The following is a 20,774-nucleotide window of genomic DNA, read 5'->3' as shown; positions in this document are numbered from 1 at the left end:
TATGTATGGGCTTTTTTAAATTAATACATTAACGCAAATCACCACTCAAACATGTAGGCCATTTTACTTATTGTTTTTAGTGGCACATTATGTGAGTTTCGTTTAGCGTATAGGTGCTGCATAGCTTTGTCTTTTACTTCACCCACTATTACTTCTTTTACTTGATAACCTAGAGCAACAGCAGCTTGAGAGTAAGCTATAAATTCCCACTTTTTAATATTGGTGTTATCTACAATTACCAATGGCATACCTTGAGCAAGTGCATTTATAAAGCGCGCTAAATTTAAATTATGAAATTGCGACAATTTAAATTTATCGAAATGATATTCGCCCTGCTCATTAATAAAGTAATCATCAGTTGAGCAGATTAGGTATTGGCTTTCGTCAACTCCACCTAATTCGTCAGCAAGGCTTTGCGCGTAGTAAGACTTACCGCTTCCTGGTAGTCCTCGTAAAATAAAAACTTGTTTCATAGCATCGATTTTTTAAGTGTGAATAAATATTAATTTGATTTGTTTGTTAATAATGCCACAAAATCATTAAATTTAAGAGCAACAAATCATAATAGTAGCAATTAAACTCTAAAAACTGTTTAAAAATAAACCGCATGCATAAAAACTTTTAAAGAGTTGCCCACAATAGTTTTTTTATTCAACTTTACTAGGTAAGATACAGGGTTCAAGTGCAGCGCCGTTTATGTGCAATTTATGCCCGAGTGCTGCGCACTGTTAAAATAAAATAGTTAGGCAACTTATATCATTGGAGTGAAGATGAGCCATTTAGCGATTTCAGAGCTATTAAAAGGCAATGTTGCGGTAGACAGCCAAGTAACAATTAAGGGCTGGATCCGTACTCGCCGCGATTCAAAAGCAGGAATTTCATTTTTAGCCGTTCATGACGGTTCGTGTTTTGATCCTATTCAAGCGGTAGTTCCTAATTCACTGAATAATTATGATGAAGTTACTAGCTTAACAGCCGGTTGTTCTGTGTCGGTTACTGGTGTTTTAGTACAATCTGCTGGCCAAGGTCAATCTTACGAAATTCAAGCTAACTCAGTGACTGTGTTAGGTTGGGTAGAAAACCCAGATTCATACCCAATGTCGGCAAAGCGCCACAGCATTGAGTACTTACGTGAGCACGCTCACCTTCGCCCTCGCACAAATATGATTGGCGCGGTAACTCGTGTACGTAACTGTTTAGCACAAGCTATTCACCGTTTTTACCACGAGCAAGGCTTTTACTGGATCAGCACGCCAATCATTACGGCAAGTGACTGTGAAGGCGCGGGTGAGATGTTCCGTGTATCAACGCTTGATATGCAAAACTTACCACTTACAGACAAAGGCGATGTTGATTATAGCGAAGATTTCTTCGGCAAAGAAGCATTCCTTACTGTATCTGGTCAGTTAAATGGCGAAACTTACGCGTCTGCAATGTCAAAAATTTATACATTTGGCCCTACATTCCGCGCAGAGAATTCAAATACATCTCGCCACCTTGCAGAATTTTGGATGGTAGAGCCTGAAGTAGCGTTTGCAGATTTAGAAGACATAGCAAAACTTGCTGAAAACATGCTTAAGTATGTGTTTAAAGCCGTACTTGAAGAGCGCCGTGATGACATGGAATTTTTTGCACAACGTGTAGAAAAAACCGCAATTACGCGTTTAGAAGAATTTGTAGATAAAGACTTTGCACAAGTTGACTACACAGACGCTGTAGAAATCCTTAAAAACTGTGGCAAAAAGTTTGAGTACGCTGTTGAATGGGGCGTAGATTTACAGTCTGAGCACGAGCGTTACTTAGCTGAAGAGCACTTTAAAGCACCGGTAGTTATTAAAAACTACCCACGTGATATTAAAGCATTCTACATGCGCCAAAACGAAGACGGTAAAACCGTTGCCGCAATGGACGTTGTAGCACCTGGTATTGGTGAGATCATTGGCGGTTCACAACGTGAAGAACGCCTTGATGTGCTTGATGCACGCTTAGAAGAAATGGGCTTAAACAAAGAAGATTACAGTTGGTACCGCGATTTACGTAAATACGGTAGCGTGCCGCACTCAGGCTTTGGTTTAGGCTTTGAACGCTTAGTTGCTTATGTAACAGGTATGGGCAACGTACGTGACGTTATTGCCTTCCCTCGTACTAAAGGCAGCGCAACTTACTAATATTTAGTAAGATGTTTATAAATACTAAAAACCGGCCAATTGGCTGGTTTTTTTGTGTCTTTAATCTACCGAATAAAAAAGCCGCAGCACTCAAAGAGCACCACGGCTTTCAACCAGAATAAGTTTGTTTATTTAAAGGCTATAAAGCGCTCTCTAACTGTGGCAGTACTTCAAACAAATCAGCCACTAAACCGTAGTCAGCTACCTGAAAAATAGGTGCGTCTGGGTCTTTATTTATCGCGACGATTACTTTTGAGTCTTTCATACCGGCTAAATGCTGAATAGCACCGCTAATACCTACTGCAATATATAAGTTAGGTGCTACAATTTTACCTGTTTGCCCTACTTGCATGTCGTTAGGTACAAAGCCTGCATCAACTGCTGCACGCGATGCACCAATAGCTGCACCTAGTTTATCGGCAATACCATTAAGTAATGCAAAGTTTTCGCCGTTTTGCATACCGCGACCACCCGATATGACCACACTAGCTGCTGTTAGCTCAGGGCGTTCTGATTCGGTTTGCTCAACACTTACAAAGCTGCTTAATTGTGAATCTGATACTGTATCAATGCTTGTTATAGCAACAGCTGATTGCTCACCTTGTAAATCAAAGCTACTGGCACGTACGGTAATTACTTTTTTACTGTCGAGTGATTTAACCGTGGCGATTGCATTACCTGCATAAATTGGGCGTTTAAATGTATCGGCGTCCACTACTGCGATAATTTCAGAAATTTGCGCAACATCTAATAGCGCAGCAACACGTGGCATAAAGTTTTTGCCCGTTGTAGTAGCACTTGCAACAATGTGGCTGTAGTTGTCGCTAATTGATAAAACTAAATCGCTCATGCTCTCAGCTAACTGATGTTCATAAACGCTATTATCCGCAACTAAAACATTAGCTACGCCATCAATGCTGGCCACTTGTGAGCTCATTGCGCTTAAGTTGTTACCTGCAATTAGTACATCAATAGGAAAACCCATTTTTACTGCGGCGTTAATAGTTTTTGAGGTTTCTGGTTTTAAGGCACCGTTGTCGTGCTCTGCAATTACGAGTGTTTTCATTTAAATCACCTTTGCCTCTGTTTTTAATTTTTCTACAAGCTGCGCTACGTCTTCTACAATAATTCCTGCGGTGCGTTTAGCTGGCTCTTCTACACTTATTAATTGCATACGCGGTGTTAAATCAACACCAAGCGAATCTGCTGCTATTACTTCAAGCGGCTTACGTTTGGCTTTCATAATATTTGGCAGTGATGCATAGCGAGGCTCATTTAAGCGTAAATCAGTTGTAACAACTGCCGGTAAATTAAGTGCTACCGTTTGCAGCCCGCCATCAACTTCGCGTGTTACGTTTACTTTGCCATTTTCAATAACTACTTTTGATGCAAATGTACCCTGCCCGCGATTAGTTAATGCAGCAAGCATTTGACCTGTTTGATTATTATCTGAGTCAATTGACTGCTTACCTAAAATGACAAGTTCAGGTGTTTCTTGCTCTACAATTTTAGCGAGTAGTTTTGCAATATGAAGTGACTCGAGCTTTTCATCGGTTTCGATGTGAATGGCTTTGTCAGCACCCAATGCTAATGCTGTGCGTAATTGCTCTTGCGATGCTTTTGCACCAATAGTTACAGCAACCACTTCAGTGGCGGTACCGGCTTCTTTAAGGCGAATTGCTTCTTCTATAGCAATCTCACAAAACGGGTTCATTGCCATTTTAACGTTGTTTAAATCAACGTCGCTGTTATCACTTTTAACGCGTGCTTTTACGTTGTAATCAATCACTCTTTTTATTGGTACGAGAACTTTCATAGGAACTCCATAATTATTTAAACCTACAAGGTAACGTGCACGTCAACCTATTTATTTTATGAAATTAGACTACTTCCTGTTGACGTAAACGTCAACCTAAAATAACCTTTAACTATTCACAGTCTGTAACGTTTAATTTGCAAGGTTATAAATAGGCTGTACACCTTATTTAAATGCGTAGTAAACATTCAAATAAGTCCGTCATAGATAAAGAGGTTATTATGGTAGAACGTGAAACCATGGAATTTGATGTAGTAATTGTTGGTGCAGGCCCTGCTGGGCTTTCAAGTGCAATTAAACTCGCGCAATTAGCACAAGAAAAACAACAAGAGTGCATGATTTGCGTAGTCGAAAAAGGTTCTGAAGTAGGAGCACATGTACTCTCTGGTGCTGTTTTTGAAACCAAAGCTTTGGATGAACTACTACCTAATTGGCAAGAGCTTGGCGCACCGGTTACAACCAAAGTAACTAACGATGAAATTTATTGGTTTAACAACGAGCAAAAAGCAACATCAATCCCCCACTTTGCTACACCAAAAACATTTCATAATGATGGTAACTATATTGTATCTATGGGCAATGTATGTCGATGGCTTGCAGAGCAAGCTGAAAGCTTAGGCGTAGAGATATTTCCAGGATTTAGCGCACACTCTTTAATAATTGAAGATGAAGCAGTAAAAGGCATTATTACTGGCGATATGGGTGTAGACAAAGATGGTAATGAAAAAGACGGTTACATGCCAGGCATGGAGCTTCGTGCAAAATACACTATTTTTGCCGAAGGTTGCCGAGGTCATTTAGGTAAACAACTAATAAATGAGTTTGTACTTGATGCAGATTCATCGCCGCAGCATTATGGTTTAGGCTTTAAAGAAATCTGGCAAATAGATGAAAGTAAACATGAGCTTGGCAAGGTAGTTCATGGTACAGGTTGGCCACTTAGCGGCGATACTAATGGTGGTGCATTTATGTATCACAGTGAAAACAATCAAGTTGTTGTTGGTTTAATTGTTGATTTAAATTACTCAAACCCACATTTGAGCCCGTTTGATGAGTTTCAGCGAATGAAGCACCATCCTGTATTTAAAAACGTGCTTGAAGGCGCTGAACGTATTGCTTACGGTGCGCGTGCTATTGCTAAAGGTGGCTTACATTCATTACCAAAAATGCATTTTGCAGGTGGCCTACTTGTAGGATGCGATGCAGGAACACTTAATTTTGCAAAAATTAAAGGTAATCACACTGCAATGAAATCGGGAATGGTTGCCGCTGAAGTTATTTTTGAAGCATTGCAAAATGAGTTGGCAAATACCGATTTAACTCATTATCAAACTGCGTTTGAGCAATCGTGGGCATATAAAGAGTTATATCAATCTCGTAACTTTGGCCCTGCTATGCACAAACTCGGTAAATTTTTAGGTGGTGCGTACAATACGCTTGATCAAAACATCTTTAATGGCGGTTTACCCTTTACGTTTAAAGATAATACGCCCGATCACTCTACCCTTGTTGATGCTAACGCCGCTGACAAAATTGCATATCCAAAACCAGATGGACACCTTAGCTTTGATAAACTCTCAAGTGTGTTTTTATCAAATACTAACCACGAAGAATCACAGCCGTGTCATTTAAAGCTTAAAGATGCGTCAATTCCTATTAATGTAAATTTAGTCAAATTTGATGAACCCGCACAACGTTATTGCCCAGCAGGCGTTTACGAAGTACAAGAAATTGCAGGCAATAAAGAGTTTGTTATTAATGCCCAAAACTGTGTGCACTGTAAAACCTGCGATATTAAAGACCCAAGCCAAAACATTACATGGGTAACACCTGAAGGTGCAGGTGGGCCAAATTATCCTAATATGTAATTAAATTATGCGCTATATAGCTATATAACTACGTTTTTTACATATAAATTATAAACATATCCTAAATTGCAGGGGCTTCGGCCCCTTTTTTACGTTATGCTAATAGTAGTTTTAATAATAAGAGTGTTATTTATGCCGTCGTCAAAAGTTATTTTTCGTTTTTTAGCAGAGCCTACTGATGTTAATTTTGGTGGTAAAGTTCATGGTGGGGCCGTCATGAAATGGATCGACCAAGCAGGTTATGCGTGCGCTGCAGGTTGGAGTGGTCATTACTGCGTAACTGTTTCGGTTGCGGGTGTTAAATTTAGACGCCCTATTTTAGTGGGTCAAATAGTCGAAGTAGAAGCTAAAATTGCCCATACGGGTAGAAGTAGCATGCAAATATTTATTCAAGTTAGGTGTGGCGATCCAAAAACACAAAATATGGTTGAAACAAACCATTGTGTTATCAGCTTTATTGCAATGGATGAAACGGGCTACCCAATAGAAGTGCCTTCGTTTAAAGCAGTGACCGATGAAGACATTAAATTAGAAAATTACGCTATAAAAATGAAAGAAATAGCAATTGAAACTGAAAACTTGCTTCATGAAGTCTAATTAGTAATTTAAATAAAGTAAGGCTAGGTAAAAAACTCACTATACTCTGTAAAACATACAACTTATTTTAGAGTACACGATTACACAAAAGTTCACTTTGATTATAAAACACGCTAAATAATGTAAAAACCAATACAAAAGAACTAATTATGGCGTGTTTTTAATCCATTTTAATATTGGCACGCTCGCTGCAAGTAGATAATTGAAGTTTGATTAATGAAATCAAGCATTTGATTATTTTTTGTAAAGGAGCTATTCAATGATTAAAACACTTTCTCTTTCAGCTATTGCACTAGCAACACTGGGTTTTAACTCTGCAGCACACGCTGACATTTCTGATTTCGATTCTCCACGTATTTATACTGGTATCGGTTACGGTCAATATTCTTTTGAATTTGAAGACAGTGACAACGACACTGACTTTGACGACGATGCACAAATGCTTAAAGGCTATATTGGTACTCAGTTTAACGAATACCTAAGCTTAGAACTTGCTTATCAAAACTTTGATGAAGTAAGTGATATAGACAGCAAAGCTGAAATTGATGGCGTATCGCTTGCCGCACGTTTGGGCTACCCAATAACAGAGAGCTTTTCTGTATATGCAAAAGGCGGTTGGCTTGAGTGGGATGCAGATTACACACAAGATTTACCAGTAGGTGGCGTAACAGCGTCTACAGATGGTGGTGATGCATTTTACGGTGCGGGTATTGAATACGCACTTACAACAAATGTACAATTTCGTTTAGAGTACGAACGCTACAAACTTGATGACGATATTGATCCAGACATGGATGTAGCGTCTGTATCAGTTCAATACATGTTTTAATTAATCTTTAACATGCTTGAAAAGGGTAAGCTTATTAGCTTGCCCTTTTTTGTTTTAGGTCCTTTTTAAATACATTAATATAAACCACTCGGTCTAATAAGTATTTTTAAACCAGATGGTCTATATGAATAATTTTTAACGAAGTAAGTGCGCTATTTAATGCGCTTGAATAATCATATTTTTAATAAAATTGGTATACGCAATAAACTTACTTACACTAATGCCATAAATACTAAATGCAGGTAGAATAGCGCTCTATTTTATTTGTACCCGAGTACTATGAGCGATTATACCATTTCGGCTATTGGCCACATTGAATCTCCTTATAAACAAAAGTTTGCTATACCTAGGCAGCCTCGTTTAGTGCCACAAGCCAAGGCAAAACTTATTTTTGCACCTGATTTTAATCGCGAAGAGTTTGTACGTGGTTTAGATGAATTTACTCATATTTGGTTGTTATTTCGTTTTCATGAAACGGCCGATAAAGGTTATTCTGCCATGGTGCGCCCACCTCGTTTAGGTGGGAATGAGCGAAAAGGTGTATTTGCTACCCGCGCTACATTTAGACCAAACGCGATTGGTATGAGCGCAGTAAAACTTGAAGGTATCGAGTATAAAAACGGACAACTTAGTTTATTACTCGCTGGCATTGATTTACTTGATGGCACACCCATTATCGATATTAAACCGTACTTACCCTATTCAGATGCAATGCTTGACGCCAGTGCTGGCTTTGCAGATACACGCCCAGAAACACAAATGACGGTTGAATTTAGCCCTCAGGCAATTGAGTTTGTTAATGCGCAAACACAATACCCAGATTTACATGATTTTATAGCTAATGTTTTAATACAAGATCCTCGCCCTGCCTATAAAAAACAAAAAGACGGCGAGCAAAGCTATGGTATGACTTTGTACAATTATAATATTCGCTGGCAAGTCTATGGCGAGCATAACGTAGTAACAAACATAGAAAAAAACTAAATAACTCACTTAGCGCTTTAGTGTAAAAGCATCCGCTGTTAAACTTAAGCTCTATTAAAAGAACATAATTACTCTATTTCGGAAAAAACATGCGTACAAGCCAATATATACTCGCAACACTTAAAGAAACGCCATCAGATGCTGAAATCGTATCGCATCAGTTAATGCTTAGAGCCGGTATGATCCGTCGCGTCGCTTCGGGTTTATACACTTGGTTACCCTCTGGTTTACGTGTGCTACGTAAAGTAGAAAACATTGTACGTGAAGAGATGGACAAAGCAGGTGCTATTGAAATGCTAATGCCTGTAATTCAACCCGCTGATTTGTGGGAAGAGTCTGGCCGTTGGAATGAATTTGGTCCTGAACTAATGCGCTTCACAGACCGTCATAACCGTACGTTTGCACTTGGCCCAACACACGAAGAAGTAATAACTGATTTCGTACGTAAAGAAATAAGCAGCTACAAGCAATTACCAGTTACTTTGTATCAAGTACAAACTAAAGTACGCGACGAACGCCGCCCTCGCTTTGGTGTGATGCGAGCTCGTGAATTTACAATGAAAGATGCCTACTCTTTTCACTTAAGTGAAGAGTGTTTAGATGCGACTTATCAAGCGATGCACAAAGCATACTGTAACATTTTTGAGCGTTTAGGCCTTGATTACCGCCCTGTACTTGCTGATACGGGGTCTATTGGTGGTAGCTTATCGCACGAGTTTCACGTACTTGCTGAGTCAGGCGAAGATGCAATTGCATTTAGTGATGGCAGTGATTACGCAGCTAATATTGAAAAAGCAGAAGCACTGGCGCCAAACGAGCCACGCCCTGAAGCATCAAAAGAGCTTAAAGCGTTTCCAACTCCTGACGCTAAAACAATTAATGAACTTAAAAAACACTACGGTGTAAAACCTCATCGCGGTGTTAAAACGTTAATTGTTTATGGTACGCCTGATGAAGACGATGTACGTGGTTTAGTGGCGCTTGTACTGCGTGGCGATCATGATTTAAATGAACTAAAAGCTGAAAAGCACCCAATAGTAGACTCTCCGCTTGAAATGGCAACAGAGGCAGATATTATTGCTGCTATTGGTACAAAACCTGGCTCATTAGGCCCTGTGGGCTTATCTATGCCTATTATAGTGGATAGAGCCGCTAATATCCTTGCTGATTTTGTTGCCGGTGCTAATAAAGACGACGAGCACTACAGCGGTATTAACTGGGATCGTGACGTAACTGATTACGAGGTTGCTGATATTCGTAATATTGTTGAAGGCGATATGAGCCCATGTGGCCAAGGCGTTTTACAAATAAAACGCGGTATTGAAGTAGGTCATATATTCCAACTTGGCACTAAATACTCAGAAGCAATGAAAGCGGGAGTATTAAACGAAGGTGGTAAAAACCAAACCATGACCATGGGTTGTTACGGTATTGGTGTTTCACGTATTGTTGCTGCTGCTATTGAGCAAAACAACGATCAATACGGGATCATTTGGCCACAATCAATCGCGCCATTCGATTTAGCGATTGTTCCAATGAACATGCACAAATCGCATCGTATTCCTGATATTGCAAATAACCTTTACCAGGGTTTAAAAGATGCAGGTCTTGATGTGTTATTTGATGACCGTAAAGAGCGCCCTGGTGTTATGTTTAATGACATGGAGCTAATTGGTGTACCATTTACGCTGGTGATTGGTGAGCGTAACCTTGACGAGAATAAAGTTGAGCTTAAAAACCGCCGCACCGGTGAAAAGCTAATGATTGATATTGACACTGCAATTGATGCAATTAAAGCGGCTGTTAAAGGTTAATAACACGCACGCTCAAAATAGACTAAAAGGCCGCATTTAAAATGCGGCCTTTTTTATGCTCGATTAATAGCAATGCGTAATAATAGCTGCTCAATGACTCACCTTTCCTAGCTTTGTAGAAATCATTTAATTACGTGCCTTGGTATAAATTGTCATGGAGGCTTCGCTAAAGTGTCTCATAAGTGTCATTAGATTTATCTACAGTGTTTAATTATTACACTATGGATGACGGGCATGACAAACAATCAACTGCGTAAAAAACAACATTATCCAGCCATTTGGATATCTGATGTTCATTTAGGTTACAAAGATTGTAAAGCTGATTACTTACTTGATTTTTTAAACTCGGTAGAATCCGACACACTTTATTTAGTGGGTGATATTATTGACTTATGGTCGATGAAGCGACAGTTTTATTGGCACCCTTCTCATTATGAAGTATTAAACTGCATACAGACAAAAGCAGCTAGCGGTACACGTGTCATTTATATTCCCGGTAATCATGATGAAGCGTTTAGAAACTATATAAATCAAACATTATTTGGTGTTGAAATCCACCAGCAGTTTATTCACACCACTAAAGCTAATAAACGGTTTTTACTTATACACGGCGACGACTTTGATTCAGCGACTCGTTATAACAAACTTGTTAGTATTGCGGGGGATGCAGGATACGACTTTTTATTATTTTTAAATCGCTGGACCAATCGTATACGTAAAATATTTGGTGGTAACTACTACTCGCTTGCATCGTGGATAAAAGCTCGGGTACACAAAGCTCGAGAAGCGATTAGTGCCTTTGAAGATGCCGCAGTTCATGAAGCTAAAAAACAAAACGTAGACGGTATTATTTGTGGACACATTCACCATCCCAAAATTAAAGTGGATGACGGTATTATGTACTGTAACGATGGTGATTGGATTGAGAGCTGTACTGCGCTTGTAGAGCAGCAAGATGGAAAGATAGAATTACTACATTGGTCAGATACACAATTTATACTCGATAGCGCAGACATAGCTATTCTTAACACGCCTTTAAATACGTCAACAAATACCAAACCAAAAAAATCAGCTGCTTAGCAGCTGATTTTCAAAACGATTAACTTAACCAAGTAATTAGCTTGTCTTTTAAAGTTTGTGGTTTAATTGGTTTAGTAATGTAGTCGTTCATTCCAGCAGCTAAACAACGCTCTCTATCACCTTCCATCGCACTCGCTGTCATAGCGATAATCGGTATGTGAGTATAATCTACCCCTGCCTTACTATTTCTAATTTCACTTGTGGTATCGTAGCCATTTAAATTGGGCATTTGGCAATCCATTAATATAACATCAAAAGCTTGCTCTTCGTTTTCTCTCAGTGCTTCTAAGGCTTCTATACCGTCTGACGCACAAGTGATTTTTACTTTAGTACGTTTTAATATTGCCTTAGCTACTTCAATGTTTATCATATTATCGTCAACTAATAATACATGATACGCAGATAGGTCAGGCTCTACTTGTTCCTCTTCCAAGCCTTTTGGTGGCGCTATAATACAGTCACTACTAGCACCAAATAAGCTGGCCAATTTATAGCTGAATTGATCTTGAGTGAGTGGTTTATTTAAAATATGGCTGCCTTCAGGTAATACCGTTTTGATTGGCTTATCTGTAACCATATCTCGTAAAATTAAAACATACTTTTTATTAAACTGTTTACAGTAATCAATTAACGCATCAATTTGAGGATGCTCATCATCAATTAATAATAAATCAGCTTCAAACTCTTTGTGCTCACTAAAGTAGTCAAGTCGTACAATGTTTTCTGCTTTTACTTTGCAGGTTAATAACAATAAGTCGCATACGTTTTTATAAACGTTATCGCGCGCTATTAATGCAGCTACGTTGATACTTGTAGCAAGCTCTATACCTGTGTTTAATTTTTTCTCTTGTGCAACGTGTAGCTCAACCGTTGCGGTAAAGGTACTACCCGCGCCCTTTTTACTTATAACCGTAATATTACCACCCATTAACTGAGCAAGTTTTTTACATATAGATAAACCTAAGCCTGTACCACCAAAGTGGCGTGTCGTGCTTGAATCTTCTTGTGTAAATACTTCAAATAGTTTGTCTATGTTTTCAGGCGCTATACCAATTCCGGTATCTTTTATTGTAAAGCTCATTAATAATTTTGAGTCAGTTATGTACTTAGAGCCAACAGTTAAACTTACTTCACCTCGGTGGGTAAATTTAAATGCATTATTAACTAAGTTAATTAAAATTTGTTTAAGTCGATGGCTGTCGCCAATAACCATTCTGTCTACTACATCTTTAGTATCTAAGAATACTTCAAGACCTTTGCGTTGGCCCTGTAAAGCTAAAGAGCTAATCATATCGCTACATACAGTAACAACATCAAATGTATGGTTATCAATATCAAGCTTACCTGCTTCTATTTTAGAAAAATCAAGAATATCGTTAATCAGATTCATCAATGAATTAGCACTGCTATTTGCTAGTTTTAAATAATGGTATTGTTGATCGGTTAAGCCATCTTCTTTGAGCATTTCAAGCATCCCTAGTACGCCATTCATTGGTGTGCGTATTTCGTGAGAGATATTTGCTACAAAGTCACTTTTTGCTTGGCTTGCTGCTAATGCTTGGTCAATTGCACGTTCTAGTTCAATGGTCCTTTGTGAAACCTTTAGCTCCAGAGTACTGTTTAACGCTTCGAGCTCTGATTGCGTATTTTTTAATGAGCTAATATTTCTTAAAATAGCCGCTACCTGATAACGGTTATTATATACGTCAAAAATACTGCTAAGCGTAATTGAAAAGTATTGTTTGTTGCCATAACCATCTGTGTAGATAGCTTCAAACGGCATTTTTGAACCGTTTGTAATGGTCTCTTGTATACAATTAGTGTCTGCGTCGTTTAAATTAAACAGCGAGACAAAATCAGGATTAGTGCCTGATATTGAACTACCAAAAACCTCTTTAGCGGTATTATTAAAGTGAACAATTTCGCCGTTTTGCTCAATTGTAAAAATAGCATCCAAAGAATTTTCTATTACTTTATTGTTTTGCTCTTTTAGAGAATTAATTAACAGCTTACGGTTTATAAAGCGTTGGTATAAAAAAGCAATAACTAAAAATATGCTAAAAAATACCACTAACATTGCAATAAAGTTTTGACGTCTCTCATTCACCTTTGCAAACAATGTTTTTGTATCAACACTTACACCAAGCTCTAAAGGTAGCATGGCTATATCACCCTCAAACGAAATTCGTTTTTTTAAAGTGTAAGCCACTGGATAATTACTTATTGGTAAAGTGCCTTGCTCTGTCATGGTGGTTGCAGTAGAGAATTCTTCAGACCATGTTTTAGTTTTATTAAATTCAAAACTGAATCGAAGTTGAGGGTTTGGATGATATAAAAATTCACCTTCATTATTCATAAGGTAAACCTGCGTCCCTTGTGGAGATTCAACTGTTAAATCTTCAAGTAATTTATCCGCAAAGTAATTAGTAACTAATATTGCAAATATTTTATTATTTTCATCAAAAACAGGCTTAGCAACACGAAAAGTGCTTATATAAGGTTCTTGTATCTGGCCATTTTCACGGTTGTAGTTAATTGGAGAAATATAAACACTTTTCTTATCAAGCATGCTTGCTTTGATTATGTAATCGCGTTGACCTTTTTTTTGTAATTGCAGACCTTGCAGTCGATTAATCTCTCCAAGTTGATTTCGGTCAACTCTAACAATCTCTTGCCCACCATCTTCGAGCATAATATAGCGAGCTTGCAAAATACTGTCATCGGTCTGCATAAAACCAGTAAAAATACTTGCTAAGCGCTCTTGCCAAACATCTATTGGCGTACCAAGAACAGGATCAATTAGTTTATTTTCTTTAGCGCGGGTAATGCCTTGTATTGGTGGTGTAGCATCTAAAAAGCGAATGGCGGTAACACTGTCTTTAAGATGTTTTTTTAATGAATAGCTCTTTGTTTCAAGTTCACGCTTTAATTCTATTTGAGCTGAATTATACACATCACTTCTTACTTTTTGATCGAACAAATACAGAGATGGTAAAGCTATAAGAACAAATATTATTGTTGCAACGAGCATTAATTTATTATTTTTTGTCACGTTCAAAAAAATATTCCTTTTTAACATTTATCATCACCATAAATTTTTATTGTTATTAGTATAGAGTATTAAAAGGAGAATTGGACCCTCTAACTAATTAGTTATCGTTATAATTTTTATAATAAAAAGACTAAATCATTAGTTTTATTTAGAGCGCAAACCTTATGTGAATTTTAAATGAATGAGTGGGAAAATATTGGCTTACAAAATTAACGGATAAGCTGTATTTACTATTAATCGCTTCAAAGTATAAAAGGTAGCAATTGCTACCTTTTATATATTCTTAAAACCCTTTATGTACATTATCTAAATAGCACATCTTCTCTGTTAAACCACTTAACACAAAATGCCAATAGTCCAGCAGCAATGATTGCAGTGGCTAAAAATATTAAGCCTACAAATGTGTAATCAACAGTCCCTTTTACTATTTCTTTAATTGCTAATGCTACGTTTGTAACAGGAATGAATGCTGTTTTAGCAGTAAGTTCCATATTTGGCATTATTGAAATAATAATCGGGAAAAATACGCCCATACTAAGTGGTGCCATATAATTTTGCGCTTCTTTAAACGTGCGAGCATAGATAGATATAGCCAGAGCTAAGGCCGAAAATATAGCTGCAACAGGTAGTAATAGTACAAATATCATTAGTAAATCGGTAACTGCTAATGTACTAAATGCGGCTTTAATAAAATCAAGATCGGCAAATGCGAGCGCCAGTGCTATCCAGCAGCCCATACTTAAGACGGTTATTGTTGTGGAGGCAATGGATGTAGTTAACAAGGTTATAAATTTACCAAGCACTAGCTCTGTACGCGTAATAGGTGTAAGTAGGAGTGTTTCTAACGTGCCGCGTTCTTTTTCGCCAGCGCCTAAATCAATAGCGGGATAAGTTGCCCCCATCAATACTAATGGAATAAGTAAGTAAGGTAAAAGCCCGCCAATTTTTTCGCCAAGATTTTCACGTTTATCGGCTGTATCTACTTTTATTACTTCAATTGGGTTAAGAATAGATTTTTGTACAGACTCTTCAATACCAAAACTGATTAGCTTTTGAGTTTGGATCACGTCACTGTATTCTTTTGCGAGCTCTTTAACGCGTTCGAATAAAAAGTTGATAGATTTTGAATCGTTAAACACAACCTGCCACTGGCTTTGTTCACCGCTATCTAAAGTTTGCTCAGCATGGCTTGGTAAATAAATACCCATATCAATATCGCCAGCTATAACGCCTGCTTTAAGCTCTTCAATGTTATTAAAGATTTTAGCACCTTTATAAAGCTCAAAACTTTTGTGATAAAACACTTTGTCAGTAAATTCTTGTGCGTATTCACCGTTAATAATAGCGTATGTATTTACTTTTTGTTCTGCGTCCATTGCAGCTTGCGAGCTTATAAATGCCATTACGGCAAACAATAACGGAAATATAGCAACAGGGAGCGCGACTACAAATAATAGCGTTTTTTTATCGCGTAATAACTCTCTTAATTCCTTTTTAAATACCTCAAACATCATGCTTCTCCGTTAATATATTCATAAACGCTTGATTAAGCTCATCACTATTACCTGCTTGTTTAAATTCTTCTACTGTCCCGTCAAAACAGCTAATACCTTCGTTAATTACAGCGACACGGTCACATAAAAGTGCAACTTCATCTAGATGATGGGTTGAGAAAATAACAGGCGTCCCTTGCGCTTTTAAACCTTTGATAAATTTAATAACGGTTTGTGTTGTCATTATATCAAGGCCCGTTGTTGGCTCATCAAGTACCACAACTGCTGGGCGATGAACAACTGCACGCGCTATATTTGCTTTTTGCTTCATACCTGTTGAAAGGTTTTCTGCCCGTTTATCTACAAATTTATGCATATCTAGCAATGTAAATAGCTCATCACAACGCGATGCTATATCGCTTTTGTTCATGCCATGAAGCTTTGCAAAATACTCTATGTTTTCTTTTACAGTTAAGCGGCCATACAACCCCGTAGAGCCTGATAAAAATCCAATAGACTTACGGCCCAGTAGCGGTTTTTTTACAATATCGTTTCCGGCAATCGTTATTGAGCCTTCATCGGGCTTTAACGCGGTTGAAATCATTCTCAGTGTCGTCGTTTTACCCGCACCATTTGGGCCGAGCAATCCAAGTACCTCACCTTTAGCGCAACTAAAACTAACGTCTCGTACTGAGTGAAAGTAGTCTTTATCTTCACGAGGATCGATGTCGTCTATTTTATTTTTTTTGTGATCTTTAGTTAGCTTAAATTTCTTTTTAAGCCCAGCAACTTCTATCATGTTCGCATCCTTCGTTTCGCTCTAAAATAATCTGTATTGTTATAAAAAGAGTCGTCTTTGTTTTCGTCATGCCAGCCTGGAACACCTAATAAAGGCAGTGGTGAAAGCTTTTTGTTATCGGCTAAGCAGTTATCTGTATTAATCATCTCATAAAGGGCTTGGTCAAGGTACTGGTATTGAGTTACTAAATCTTTACAAAATATTTCATTAGGTACACAAACGAATAACGCCTTACCCGTTAAACCTATATAAGGCTTTGTTAGCATTTCATAATTAGCATGACCAAACATAAAAGGTTTTATTGTTTTACCCCACTCATGTTTGTGTTCAACAAATGCAGTTTTCCATTGGTGATCGCAAAGCCACTGCTGCCATTTACTCTCACTTATAGCTAATACAACACCACACTCATCAAAAAGCGTTAGTGCATTACGATGCTTAGTACGCTGTTGCAGTCCATGCTCAGCTATATCTTGCACATGTCTATGGTTTATTAACGCTTTGGTTTTTGGAAATAAACACCATATAAACCCACCAAATAAGTCATGCCAATTTTCACTGCGTGTAGGTACAACACCCGTTTCAAAAATTACTTGTTCGTAATAACGATCGCCAAAATCTACTTTTGCATCATCTTTAAAAGTAATAGGCATATTATTCGCATTAATAGCGGTTAAAAATGGAGAAAACCACTGCGGCACCGGCCAATCTGTTAGTTCGTTAACTTTAAAAAGCTCACGCAAATGCGCAAATGCACCTGTTTCTAAACTACTGATTTGCCACTGATCGGGGGGAGTAAAACGCTTCATTTAAACCTTTAACTATTTATGCCTATAATTTACGAGAAGTTTACCGCAAAAACTGGTTCTACTTAATAGAAGTTAATATACTAATCACAACTTAAAACAAAAAAAGAGCTGACATGAAACATTATTTCTCTCTCACACTCCTCGCTACTGCTGTTTTAGCAGGTTGCGCAACAACAAGTATTACCCCTACTGATGTAACAAATGGTTATAACAGTATTCAAGCTGATGAACTAGCTAAACATGTAAAAGTACTCGCATCGGATGAGTTTGGTGGCCGTGCTCCTTCATCACCTGGCGAAAAGCTAACGCTTGATTATTTAACTGCGCAGTTTAAAGCTTTAGGTTTAAAACCAGGTAATGGCGACAGTTACTTACAAGAAGTGCCATTGGTTTCTTTAGAAGCTGATTCGAATATGGTGCTTAGTATTGGTGGTAAAGACTATCAATATAAAAAAGATATGGTTATGGGTAGCAGCCGCATTAGCGCACAAGAAGGCATAGAAAATTCTGAACTTGTTTTTGTGGGCTACGGCGTTAATGCACCTGAATACAATTGGAATGACTACGAAGGGTTAGACGTTAAGGGCAAAACGGTTGTAATGCTGGTTAACGATCCGGGCTTTGCAACAAAAGACCCTGCTTTATTTACTGGCGACGCAATGACTTATTACGGTCGTTGGACATACAAATATGAAGAAGCAAGTCGACAAGGTGCAGCTGGCGCAATTATTATTCATGAAACAGCACCTGCGTCATACCCATGGTCAGTAGTTGAAAACTCTTGGAGCGGTGAGCAGTTTGGTTTTCAAAAAGAAAACAACAATATGGATCGTGTAGCTGTTGAAGGCTGGGTTACAACTGACGTAGCAAAAGAGCTTTTTACTAAAGCAGGATTAGATTTCGATACTGCGAAAGAAAACGCAGCTAAAGGTGCTTACCATGTTGATATGGGCGATTTAACTGCTTCTGTTAATGTTAAAAATACGATTAAAAAATCAGTGTCGTATAACTTTATCGCTACGTTACCAGGAAGCGAGCAACCAGATGAGCATGTTATTTACTCGGCGCATTGGGATCACTTAGGTACAGATAAAACACGTAAAGGCGATCAAATTTACAACGGTGCTCACGACAACGCAACGGGTACAGCTGGGCTTATTGAAGTAGCTGAAGCCTTTACTAAATTACCTAAGCATCCTAGCCGCTCAATGACATTTTTAGCGGTAACTGCTGAAGAGCAAGGCTTACTAGGTTCTAAATACTATGCAGCTAACCCAGTGATTGCAGCTAATAAAACAGTCGCTAACATAAACATGGATAGCTTAAATTTATTAGGCAAAGTAAAAGACATGAATGTGGTCGGTATTGGTAAGTCACAAATGGATGAGTTTTTAGCAACTGCAGCTAAAGAGCAAGGCAGAACAATATCAGGCGATCCTAAACCATCATCTGGTGGCTATTACCGCTCTGATCACTTTGCATTTGCTAATATGGGGATTCCAGCCATGTACGCAGGTGGCGGCACAGTCGCAGCTGACGAAGAGACAGCTAATTACCGTAAACGCATGAGTTTAGTACTTCGCGGTTGTTATCATCAACCATGTGATCGTTACCGTGACGAATGGGATTTATCGGGTGCTGTTCAAGACTTACAATTGTTTTATAAAGTAGGTTTTGATATTTCGGAGCAAGAGCAATGGCCAACGTGGAATGCAAACTCAGAATTTCAACGTAAGTAGCATTAAGCTTAACATCGAAAAACTCAAAGAGAGTAATCGATTTAAATAGATGCAAATGATATTGATTATCATTTAATTAAAATATACAGTGTTACTAAGTTTATTTAATTGGTAACACTGTATGATTTTACTCTCTCAAATAGGATTTATTACGCCCGCTTCTAAACGCTTTGTTAGCCAAAATAAACGTTTATTATTACCACTTTTTTTACTGGTATGCTTAGCTGTGCCATCACTTCGTGAAATTACAATAACAGCACTAAGTGATGCTTTTTTTCAAGTTAGCGTATTTGTTGCTGCTACATTATTAATTTATTACTATGCCATAGAGCATTTACCTCAATTAGAGCTTAGTTATTTAAGTGCTAAATCGCCGGTATTAGAAATATTTTTTGCTGCCGTTTTAGGTGCCCTTCCTGGATGTGGTGGTGCAATAATAGTGGTTACCCAGTTTACAAAAGGCCAAGCAAGTTTTGGGGCTATTGTTGCTGTTTTAACAGCTACAATGGGAGATGCCGCATTTTTACTCCTTGCCACTCGCCCTACTGAAGGTTTAACCATAATGGCCATTGGCTTAGTAGTAGGCACGCTTTGTGGTGTTATAGTAAACGCCCTTCATGCAAAAGACTTTTTACGCCCAACAAAGCAAGAACAAAAACACCAAGTTAAAGTATTGCCAACTCGTATAATTAAAATAAGCAAACCCGTTTGGATGTTCGCTATTATTCCAAGCCTCATTATTGCTTTTTTAATTGCATTTAATGTCGACTTTGAGCAATTTGGAAAATACACAGGCACAAGTATTAGTATTTTTGGTGCTGCAATGGCGTTATTTACTGTCACTATATGGGCGTATTCTTCTAAAGGTGAAAGCTATAAAGAAGTAACCTCAGAAGACGATGAATGTAATCCACCTTCTAAAATTATTAAAGTACTTCAAGACACACACTTTGTAACCGCATGGGTAGTGGCATCGTTTATGTTGTTTGAGATTTTAGTAAATATAGCAGGTCTTGATTTAAAAAACTGGTTTGCACATTACGCTTATTTAGCGCCGCTAATTGCTGTAGTGATTGGTTTTTTACCAGGTTGTGGCCCGCAAATAATTGTTACAACGCTTTATATTCAAGGTATTATTCCATTTAGTGCATTAACTGCTAATGCAATATCTAACGATGGTGATGCGTTATTTCCAGCAATAGCAATGGCACCCAAAGCGGCTGTAATTGCGACTGTGTATACATCTATTCCTGCTTTGGCCGTTGGTTATGGCCTTTACTTTTTAAGTTAAAATTGCCATATACAAAAAAGCTCAGCAATTGCTGGGCTTTTTAATTAAGTTATTTTTCTTATACAGAAGCTGGCTCTACAGCTAGCTCTTTTGGATTTGGACCAAAATCATTCTCACCTTCATGTGAATCTTGTGCAAGAAATACAATTAAAACAATCCAACCAATAATTGGTACTAACCATAGCAGCTGCCACCAGCCTGAACGACCAGTATCATGAAGGCGACGTGCGCCAGCACTTAATTGAGGTATTAACAGTGCTAAACTATAAATTGTTCCAATCACAGCTATACCCGTCAGCTCATCAACCACACCCAATACTAATGCAATTAAAAAGTTGATTAAGTAAAACATCCAAAATGCTTTACGGCGGTTACGCCCTGAGAAATCAGCGTAGCTGCGCAGCGCGTTCATATAATGTTCCATAACAGTTCCTT

Annotated in this window: 17 protein-coding genes; 9 read left to right on the top strand and 8 right to left on the bottom strand. The window is 38.1% G+C overall.

Translation table 11 applies throughout. From position 1 onward, the window contains the following. Positions 1-38: 38 nt before the first annotated feature. Positions 39-473, bottom strand: coding sequence for an ATP-binding protein (locus H5115_RS03285; protein WP_182753609.1), 435 nt, complete (start codon positions 471-473; stop codon positions 39-41). A gap of 297 nt (positions 474-770) precedes the next feature. On the opposite strand from H5115_RS03285, the gene asnS reads away from it, so the two are divergent. Further along, on the top strand, positions 771-2,168 hold the full coding sequence (gene asnS / locus H5115_RS03280; protein WP_002961230.1) for an asparagine--tRNA ligase: 1,398 nt from the start codon (positions 771-773) through the stop codon (positions 2,166-2,168). A gap of 139 nt (positions 2,169-2,307) precedes the next feature. Here asnS and H5115_RS03275 read toward each other — a convergent pair whose 3' ends face one another. Both H5115_RS03275 and H5115_RS03270 read right to left on the bottom strand, forming a co-directional pair. Continuing rightward, a complete protein-coding gene (locus H5115_RS03275; protein WP_024596825.1) occupies positions 2,308-3,234 on the bottom strand; it encodes an electron transfer flavoprotein subunit alpha/FixB family protein in 927 nt (308 codons plus the stop codon). Then, positions 3,235-3,984 carry an electron transfer flavoprotein subunit beta/FixA family protein gene (locus tag H5115_RS03270; RefSeq protein ID WP_182674313.1) on the bottom strand — a complete coding sequence of 250 codons (750 nt, stop codon included), beginning with the start codon at positions 3,982-3,984 and terminating at the stop codon, positions 3,235-3,237. It lies immediately after the preceding gene. Between the two features lie 221 nt (positions 3,985-4,205). Between H5115_RS03270 and H5115_RS03265 the strand changes: the two genes are divergently transcribed. From H5115_RS03265 to H5115_RS03240, 6 genes are all read left to right on the top strand, one after another. Next, complete coding sequence (locus H5115_RS03265) at positions 4,206-5,852, top strand: electron transfer flavoprotein-ubiquinone oxidoreductase (protein WP_182753607.1); 1,647 nt, start codon at positions 4,206-4,208, stop codon at positions 5,850-5,852. 132 nt (positions 5,853-5,984) lie between these two features. Then, positions 5,985-6,449, top strand: coding sequence for an acyl-CoA thioesterase (locus H5115_RS03260; RefSeq protein WP_002961226.1), 465 nt, complete (start codon positions 5,985-5,987; stop codon positions 6,447-6,449). A gap of 259 nt (positions 6,450-6,708) precedes the next feature. Continuing rightward, the gene (locus tag H5115_RS03255; RefSeq protein WP_002961225.1) at positions 6,709-7,278 is read left to right on the top strand and encodes an outer membrane beta-barrel protein; all 570 of its coding nucleotides are present in this window, start codon (positions 6,709-6,711) and stop codon (positions 7,276-7,278) included. A gap of 279 nt (positions 7,279-7,557) precedes the next feature. Beyond that, complete coding sequence (tsaA, locus tag H5115_RS03250) at positions 7,558-8,262, top strand: tRNA (N6-threonylcarbamoyladenosine(37)-N6)-methyltransferase TrmO (RefSeq protein WP_182753606.1); 705 nt, start codon at positions 7,558-7,560, stop codon at positions 8,260-8,262. Positions 8,263-8,351: 89 nt separating this feature from the next. Then, on the top strand, positions 8,352-10,076 hold the full coding sequence (locus tag H5115_RS03245; protein WP_182753604.1) for a proline--tRNA ligase: 1,725 nt from the start codon (positions 8,352-8,354) through the stop codon (positions 10,074-10,076). A 234-nt stretch (positions 10,077-10,310) separates the two neighbouring features. Then, a complete protein-coding gene (locus H5115_RS03240) occupies positions 10,311-11,156 on the top strand; it encodes a UDP-2,3-diacylglucosamine diphosphatase (RefSeq protein WP_024596856.1) in 846 nt (281 codons plus the stop codon). 19 nt (positions 11,157-11,175) lie between these two features. On the opposite strand, the gene H5115_RS03235 is transcribed toward H5115_RS03240, so the two are convergent. The 4 genes from H5115_RS03235 to H5115_RS03220 all read right to left on the bottom strand — a co-directional run bounded on the left by H5115_RS03235 (position 11,176) and on the right by H5115_RS03220 (position 17,309). Continuing rightward, positions 11,176-14,187: an ATP-binding protein gene (locus tag H5115_RS03235; RefSeq protein WP_404936118.1), complete on the bottom strand. Its 3,012-nt coding sequence runs from the start codon at positions 14,185-14,187 to the stop codon at positions 11,176-11,178. A 323-nt stretch (positions 14,188-14,510) separates the two neighbouring features. After that, a complete protein-coding gene (locus H5115_RS03230; RefSeq protein WP_182753644.1) occupies positions 14,511-15,719 on the bottom strand; it encodes an ABC transporter permease in 1,209 nt (402 codons plus the stop codon). Continuing rightward, positions 15,712-16,500 carry an ABC transporter ATP-binding protein gene (locus H5115_RS03225; RefSeq protein ID WP_024596859.1) on the bottom strand — a complete coding sequence of 263 codons (789 nt, stop codon included), beginning with the start codon at positions 16,498-16,500 and terminating at the stop codon, positions 15,712-15,714. The genes H5115_RS03230 and H5115_RS03225 overlap by 8 nt, the downstream gene beginning before the upstream one ends. Beyond that, positions 16,497-17,309, bottom strand: a complete 813-nt coding sequence (locus H5115_RS03220; protein ID WP_182753600.1) for a DUF3025 domain-containing protein — start codon at positions 17,307-17,309, stop codon at positions 16,497-16,499. The genes H5115_RS03225 and H5115_RS03220 overlap by 4 nt, the downstream gene beginning before the upstream one ends. A 113-nt stretch (positions 17,310-17,422) precedes the next feature. Here H5115_RS03220 and H5115_RS03215 point away from each other — a divergent pair, with 113 nt between their 5' ends. Next, positions 17,423-19,048, top strand: coding sequence for a M28 family metallopeptidase (locus tag H5115_RS03215; RefSeq protein ID WP_024605569.1), 1,626 nt, complete (start codon positions 17,423-17,425; stop codon positions 19,046-19,048). Positions 19,049-19,169: 121 nt separating this feature from the next. Beyond that, positions 19,170-20,339 (top strand): putative manganese transporter, encoded by a 1,170-nt coding sequence (locus tag H5115_RS03210; RefSeq protein WP_182753598.1) that lies wholly within the window; start codon positions 19,170-19,172, stop codon positions 20,337-20,339. 58 nt (positions 20,340-20,397) lie between these two features. Here H5115_RS03210 and H5115_RS03205 read toward each other — a convergent pair whose 3' ends face one another. Next, positions 20,398-20,763, bottom strand: a complete 366-nt coding sequence (locus tag H5115_RS03205; RefSeq protein WP_033022375.1) for a DUF805 domain-containing protein — start codon at positions 20,761-20,763, stop codon at positions 20,398-20,400. Between the last annotated feature and the right edge of the window lie 11 nt (positions 20,764-20,774).

The sequence above is a fragment of the Pseudoalteromonas sp. SR44-2 genome, assembly GCF_014163745.1.
Lineage (GTDB): Bacteria > Pseudomonadota > Gammaproteobacteria > Enterobacterales > Alteromonadaceae > Pseudoalteromonas > Pseudoalteromonas distincta.
Note: the sequence above shows the minus strand (reverse complement) of the source record. Positions and strands in the feature narration are given on the sequence as shown.